3 protein-coding genes and 1 pseudogene are annotated in these 5400 nt (G+C 65.1%); 2 read left to right on the top strand and 2 right to left on the bottom strand.

Annotated features, from left to right (window positions below; all coding sequences use genetic code 11):
• Both ACXJL8_RS32815 and ACXJL8_RS32810 read right to left on the bottom strand, forming a co-directional pair.
• On the bottom strand, positions 1-345 hold a 345-nt coding region (locus tag ACXJL8_RS32815), incomplete at its 3' end, for a response regulator (protein ID WP_456686285.1).
• Positions 346-810: 465 nt separating this feature from the next.
• Positions 811-1617 carry a lytic murein transglycosylase gene (locus tag ACXJL8_RS32810; protein WP_456622026.1) on the bottom strand — a complete coding sequence of 269 codons (807 nt, stop codon included), beginning with the start codon at positions 1615-1617 and terminating at the stop codon, positions 811-813.
• A 222-nt stretch (positions 1618-1839) separates the two neighbouring features.
• On the opposite strand from ACXJL8_RS32810, the gene ACXJL8_RS32805 reads away from it, so the two are divergent.
• Both ACXJL8_RS32805 and ACXJL8_RS32800 read left to right on the top strand, forming a co-directional pair.
• Complete coding sequence (locus ACXJL8_RS32805; RefSeq protein WP_456622025.1) at positions 1840-5073, top strand: KAP family P-loop NTPase fold protein; 3234 nt, start codon at positions 1840-1842, stop codon at positions 5071-5073.
• An 81-nt stretch (positions 5074-5154) separates the two neighbouring features.
• A pseudogene (locus tag ACXJL8_RS32800) lies at positions 5155-5400 on the top strand (OmpA family protein); the annotation flags it as partial.

Raw genomic sequence — 5400 nt, 5'->3', positions numbered from 1 at the left:
CAGCACGTCGAGCGGCGCCCACGGCTTGGCCCAGAATTTTGCGCCGTCAGGCAAGGCCTGCGCCAGGGGGCGGCCCGACGTCACGACGACGTCGAGCTTCGGATTGCGGTCCTTGGCGACATGCGCCAGCTCGACCCCGTTCATGCGGCCGGCGAGCTGGACGTCGGTCAGCATCAGGCAGAGCGCGCCGGCATTCTTCTCAAGCACGCGCTCGGCGGCTTCCGCACTCTCGCACTGGATGACCTGGTAACCGCTCTCTTCCAGCAGGAGGCTCAGCATCTCCCGTTGCATGACGTCGTCTTCAACGATGAGCGCCGTTGCACGAAATGGTTCTGGTTGTCCCATCGGTGGCTCCCAATGCTGCCGCCTCCGTCCAAGTAACGTTTGTTAAGGAGCCAACCCGGTTACAGTTCAGTTCCATTCTGAAAAAATGTAGATCATGGTTCCACCCTTCGGGGCGTGAGGGGGATTCATGACTGCGATTCACAACCCGCCGCCACACTCTCCGTCGTCGTCCCGGCGAAGGCCGGGACCCATAACCACCGAACTCAGTTTGGCGAAGGCTTGCGATTCTGGACTCCCACCGCCCGTCACCGATAGATTCCGCGGTATGGGTCCCGGCCTTCGCCGGGACGACGCTGGAGAGATTGTGCGCCAATCTCTCCGCTGTCATGCCCCGGCTTGACCGGGGCATCCAGTACGCCGCGGCTTCTCCGTATCCGTTCACTGTCTCTGGGATACTGGATCACCCGCTTTCGCGGGTGATGACGCCGCCTGTGTGGTTCGATTGCGCCCTCTCTCAGGCGCGCCTCACTGCCCCATCAGCCGGTCCGCAAAATACCCGATCGTCTTGCGGTAGATCACCGCCCTGTTCCATTCGCGCATGGCCTCGAAATTGGCGGTGCCTTCGCCATAGGGCTGGCCCATCTTGAAGCCGCTGGTGTGCAGCAGGTTCGCGGTCGAGGCGAGCACGTCGGGGACGCTGTGGCGGAGGTCGACGTGACCGTCGCCGTCGAAATCGACGCCGTATTTGACGTAGGACGACGGCAGGAACTGGGTCTGGCCGATCTCGCCGGCATAGGCACCGATGAGGTCGCGCAGCGGCAGGTCGCCGCGCTGCACGATCTTGAGCGCTGCGAGCAATTCGCCCTGGAACAGCTCGGTGCGGCGGCAATCATGCGCGAGCGTCGCGAGCGTGCGGACCACCGGCAGCTTGCCGATGTCACCCTTGCCGAAATCGCTCTCCAGCCCCCAGATCGCGACCAGGATGTAGCGCGGCACGCCGAATTGCTGCTCGATCCGCGAGAGCAGCGCGGCATGACGCTGGAGCAGCGCGCGGCCGCCATTGATGCGGCCGGGACCGACCCGGGTCGAGACATACTGCTCAAAGCTCTTGTTGAAGGTGTAGCGCTGGCGCCGGTCGAAGGCGAGCACGGCGCCGTCCTGGGTCACGCCGCTGAGCGCCGCGCTGGTCACGCTCGCCGAGACGCCGGCGGACTGCGCCTCCGCGGCCATGCTGGCCACAAAACTGTTGAAGTCGCCGCCGCAGCGTGCGGCCTCGGCTGAGCCGCCGGCCAAACCAACGAAGCCAACAACGGCCAGAGCGTATCTCAGCATGTAATTCCTCATATCTCCCTGCGCGAAGCAGCGCGCGATCATGCCCGGGAACACCATCTCGGTCAAAGCGGCCGGATCGCCGCGGCTCGCGCCACCATGACGCAGCATTGCGAGCCGGGATGAACCTCGATCGTCCTGCTGAGACAAACGATCAAGCCCAGGACGTGCGCCGCAGGGATGCGCGCATGGGTTGAGTTGCCGTTTCGTTCCGAAAGGCGCGCGATGGGGAGTTCTCCAGCACCGGATCCACCTTTCATCGGCGGTCCGTCCGAGGGCGCGTCCCGGATCGACCGGCGCATCATGCTGCGCCGGCTGTACCTGAAGGCGACCATCACCTTCGTCTTCGGCATCCTCTGCCTCGTCGGCTTCAACGATCGCTCGATCCGCACCGATCCCTTCACGCCCGACACGGGCTGGATCGAATGGCTGTTCAAGCCGCAACCCGATCCGCGTCTGGCCATCATGCCGGTGGTGCCGATGGGAGCGGCCGGCGTGCTGTCCTGGCGGCCGAAATCGACGGCTTGGCTCACCGAACGGCCGGTCGGGCTGCCGGACCCGACACCGCAACGGGCTGCGTCCCATTGGCCGGGCCTCACGCCCGCTTATGCCGGCGAGCCCGATCTGAAGGTCGCTCAGAGGCCAATACCCGGCCCGCCCAATCAGGCCGAGCCGTCGAAGTCCCCCAACATCCCGGTGCAACAGTCACCGGTTCAGCAGCCTATCCAGCAACAGCAGCCGATCGATTCGAAGGATTCGAAACTGCCTCCCCCGCGCCCCGCTCAGCCGGTGGCGGTCAGGCTTGTCCCGGATCCGAGCACCGATCCCAATTTCGCGACGCTTCCCGCGCGCCAGCCGCTTTCGGAGGGAGCCTATTGGGCCGGGTGCGATACGGGTGGCGGACTTTGCCTGCGACTGGCAGGAATCGATGGCTCCTATAGCCAGGACGGCGGACGGAGCTGGAAGGGGTATCCGACCGACCTCAATCCCGCGCCATTCGTCACCGCCGGCAAGGAGCGGCCCTTGCTGGTTCCGGCCAATGCGTTCGATGGCGCGCAGGCAGGCGACATAGAGAAGGCGCAGCAGGCCGTCATCAACGCGCAGGTGCCGTTTGCATTGTCGGGCTACGTCGTCGATGACGAACTTCGCGGATATCGTGCATCGCGCGTGAATGCGAAGCTGGAAGGAGGCGTCAGGGAATTTCTGCGGGCAACGTCATCGCGGATGAACTTCTTCGGTCTGCTGCCTCCGGACGAACAGGTCGATCTGCCCCGTCGCACCACCAAGATGTTCACGCTGTTCGCGCAAGGCCATCTCGCCGCCACGACATTCAAGCTGTTCACCCCGGCAGGCCAGGTCGATCACGACACCCAATTCATCGCCCTTCCGACCAAGGCGAACCTCCGCTCCGCTCACTTCCAGCCCGACCAGCGCTTCGGCTGGATCTCGTCCGGCTGGGAGGACGGCAACGAGGAAGGCCCGCTGCCGGCGATCTTCCAGACCTCGGACGGCGGCAAGACCTGGGAGCGCCTGTGGTATCGATCGCAATTTGCGCCCTGGGTGCTGTTCGGCGCGATCCCAGGATTGGTGATCGCGTTCTTCTTCACCGGACTTGGGTGGTACGACCTGCCGAGCAGCAAGGTCGACGAGGGCATTTCGGCGACCGGCACGTCCGATACGCCGATCGGGTGGAACGATTTCGACGTGCTCGGGATGAAGCCGCTGGCGCTCGCGCTGTCGCGGTTCGTGCGCAACACCAGCACCTCGCCGCCATTGACGATCGCCATCACCGGTCCATGGGGCACCGGCAAGAGCTCGCTGATGAACCTGGTGGCGGAAGATTTGCGCCAGCGCGGCGCTAGCCCGGTCTGGTTCAATGCCTGGCATCACCAGAAGGAAGAGAACATCCTTGCGGCGCTGCTCGAGAACATTCGCGGCCAGGCCATTCCATCAGCCTGGCGGCTGTCGGGCCTGTGGTTCAGGGCGCGACTTCTGTACGTGCGCGCGGGAAGGGACATCGTTCCGCTCCTGCTTCTGACCGCGTTGGTCGTCAGCGTCGCCTGGGCGTTCAAATGGGGGGCAATCGGCAATTCGCTCGCCGCTTGGATCAAACCCGACGCCGAGTGGCCGAAGCTCGCGCAATTGACGGATTCCGCGAGCAACTGGCTCGATCACGCAGCCTTCGTCGGCGCCGGCACATTGCTGCTCGTGATCGTCAAGATCTACGCAACGATGAACCTGAAGCCGTCCGAGTTGATGGCGACGTTGCGCGGCAACTCCAAGCTCGCCGATTTCAGCGCCCAGCTCGGCTTCCGCTACAAGTTTGCCAAGGAGTTCGACGCTGCCGGCCGCGCCCTGCGCACCTCGACCAATCCGGGACTCGTCATCTTCATCGACGATCTCGATCGCTGCTCGCCGGGAAACCTCATGGAGGTGCTGGAATCCATCAACTTCCTGACCACGGCGGGTCCGTGCTTCATCTTCCTCGGCATGGACGAACCCAAGGTGGTCGAGATCATCGCCAAGCAATATGGCGACGATCAGCAGCGCGCCCGGCAATATCTGAAGAAGCTGCTCAACCTCACCGTTCCCGTGCCCGATTCAGACGTCCGCAACAGCATCGGGCTGTCGTCCGGCCACGACGTGCCGCCCGGCGGCAATTCGCCATGGCCCGACCGCATTCGAGCCGCCCTTCGCTACGTGCCCGATGTCGGGATACCGGCGATGGTGCTGATGCTGATGATCTGGCTCCTGGCCTCATGGGCGAACAATCTGCAGAATGTCGTTTCGCCTCCCACGGCGAAGCTCGAGCAAACCGCGGCAAAGCCCGCATCCGCCGCCGTCGAGGATCCCGCGCCAAGCGCCTCGAACCCGGCGCCCGATACCACGGCTGTTGCCAAGATCACCATCCCGGCACGTTCCGCCGATGAGCTCATTCTCTCCCGGCGCGTGCCGCCCTATCTCGGTCTCGCCGTCGCGCTGCTGCTCATCGCGATGCTGGGAGCCCGGCGCATGACCATGGTGCGGGAGGACAGGGTGGAGGACTCCAAGCATTTCCGCGCAGCCCTGGCGATCTGGCATCCGGCCGTGTTCGAGGCCGACCCCACGCCGCGCGGCGTCAAACGTCATCAGAACCGGCTGCGCCTCCAGGCGATGCGGCTGCGACCGGCGCACGAGGCACCCGATCTTCTGGACCAATGGTTCGGGGTCAAGCCGGCGGCAGGTGGCGGCGCCAACATCAGCGAGCCCACGCTGGTTGCGCTCGGCGGCATCGTCGCGCTGTGCGGCGACATTCCGGATTGGTCCGTGGATCCGTTTCCTGCCGTCACGCCCGAGGCGGAATCATCCAAGCGGCTCGTCCAGCAATGCGTCGGCGGGTTCGTACGGACGTTCCCCATGGATTGGCCGCCGACACCGGAGGCGATCGAGGCCTTCAGGGCGCTCCGGCGCTCCCTTTGAGACGCGCCATTCAGAACCGGCGACGGTCGGCCAGCGACTAACATCGGCGCCCTCCTTTCCCCCCAACCGACAGAGATGCCGATGCCCTCGCGAAACGTCTTCGGACTGCCCGTTCTGGCCATCCTGGTTTCAGCTTGCACCGTCACCGCCGCCGTCGCGCAGACGCGCGACGTCGCAGGCAGCCGCGACTATCCCGGCATCGGCCGGTTCACCGGCAGCGTCATCACCGGSTATGTGGTGAAGGATTTCGACGCGGCGCGGATGCAGGCGGCAGCCTTCAAGGACGGCCAGCCCACCGACCCGCGGCGGCTCGAGGGCCGCATCATC

The sequence above is a fragment of the Bradyrhizobium sp. P5_C11_2 genome (genome assembly GCF_054049755.1).
The sequence above is the reverse complement of the archived record's forward strand: the minus strand, read 5'-3'. Positions and strand labels throughout refer to the sequence as shown.

Bases quoted from the DNA above. Each gene is read 5' to 3' on its own strand.
- ACXJL8_RS32805 (WP_456622025.1), top strand. From the start codon at position 1,840: ATGGGGAGTTCTCCAGCACCGGATCCACCTTTCATCGGCGGTCCGTCC.
- ACXJL8_RS32810 (WP_456622026.1), bottom strand. From the start codon at position 1,617: ATGCTGAGATACGCTCTGGCCGTTGTTGGCTTCGTTGGTTTGGCCGGC.